This window comes from Sulfurovum sp. bin170 (assembly GCF_010892395.1).
Classification (GTDB): Bacteria; Campylobacterota; Campylobacteria; order Campylobacterales; family Sulfurovaceae; genus UBA1140.
Window position 1 is genome coordinate 1 of the sequence record NZ_JAACKB010000326.1, and the last position, 1,632, is coordinate 1,632.

At 33.5% G+C, this 1,632-nt stretch carries 2 protein-coding genes; one reads left to right on the forward strand and one right to left on the reverse strand.

Annotated features, from left to right (window positions below):
• Positions 1 to 744 (forward strand): glycosyltransferase (locus GSY74_RS07745; RefSeq protein ID WP_164664529.1); only part of this gene is annotated, 744 nt, incomplete at its 5' end.
• Here GSY74_RS07745 and GSY74_RS07750 read toward each other — a convergent pair.
• A partial coding sequence (locus GSY74_RS07750; RefSeq protein ID WP_164664530.1) for a polysaccharide biosynthesis tyrosine autokinase occupies positions 741 to 1,632 on the reverse strand: 892 nt, incomplete at its 5' end. The two genes, GSY74_RS07745 and GSY74_RS07750, sit on opposite strands and share 4 nt — an antisense overlap.

Sequence of the window (1,632 nt, forward strand, 5' to 3'; positions counted from 1 at the left end):
GTTGGTAGTACTCACCTAAGAAGAAAAAAAGCTGACTCTATCCTGCATTTTGAGTCTCTTTTTTTTAAAAATATAACAATCAACTCAGAGTCTCTAAGAGATAAACTTGGAATCAGAGCCAAAAAGTCTCATATTTTGCCATTGGGTTCAGATGAACTCTCCAAAACAGATAAATCATTTGAGGCTATGAATCTACTTTATGTAGGGGTACTCTCTTCACGAAATATAGAGGATACAGTTTTTGCTCTATCTAAGTTTATCAATAGGTATAAGGACGAAAAAATAGATATAACCTATGATATATTTGGACATGGAACCAAAGAGGCGGAGAGACTGCTAACAGATTCGATTGTAGCAACAGGGCTAGAGGATATTGTAACATTTCATGGTGCTAGAAATCATACGGAGCTACAGGAGTATTTTGATAATTGCAATATTGGAGTGGCATATATTCCTCAGGTTGACTATTATGAGTGTCAACCATCAACTAAAATTTTTGAATATGTAAGAGCGGGTCTATTGACCATCGCGACAGGAACATTTGAAAACAGAAGATTGATAACCAGAGAGAATGGTATCTTGTGTAGTGATAATGTAGACTCTTTTTCAGATGCACTAGAGGAGATATATATCCATAGAGATAAGTTTGAGTCTCAAAAAATTAGAGAGACTCTAAAAGATTCTAGTTGGTATAAAATTGTAAACAGTAATCTAAAAAAATATTTTAAAAATTTTTTAGATTAAACTCCAATCTTTTCCATAAATACTATCCCCATAGTATTAAATTTTTTCTGATTAAGCAGACTATCTAGAGCCAATAGGGAGGATTTTTTACTATAATTCTCTCTAAATAGAACCAAGTTTATATCACTAAATCGCATAATATGTTTACTATCAGTTGCTACTTCAAGAGGAACGCTGTTTATAATAATATAATCATAATGCTCTCTCAATCTATCTATCATTTCAGGTAGTCTACTAGATAGAATTATCTCTGATGGATTTGATGGTATATCTCCAACAGGTATAATGCTAAGATTATCATGTTTTGTCTGATAGATAATATCATCTAGGTTACTTTCACCTGTAAGATAAGAGCTGATACCTGTAGTTGCATCCTCTATACTAAAAAGTTTATCTAGCGTAGGTCTTCTCATATCCAAATCAATAGCGATGGTTTTATAGTTTGCCATCTCAAAAATAGCACTTAGATTTGCCGTAGTAAGATTTTTGCCCTCACCATCTACCGTAGAAGTGATTAGAATAACTATCTTCTCTTCAGCTTCTAGCTGTAGATTGATGCGAAGTTTTCTATAACTCTCTGTAAAAGGGGAGTTTGGACTATTATAGAGTTCAAGTTGAACTTTTCTATTTTTTACAAAAGGAACAACGCCGTAGATGGGTATATCTACCTGCTTCTCAATCTCATCTATGGTTTTGATTTTACTATCAAGAAAATCAAGAATAAATGCAAAAATAGTTCCAAAGACAAGACCTAAGATAATAGCGACAATCAAGATATTTTTAGAACTAGGACCAATAGGTCTAGAGCTACCATACGCTCTATCTATAACCTTGTAACTAGAGAGGGTTGCAACCTTGGAAATCTCATGCTCTGCCTCTTTTTCAAGA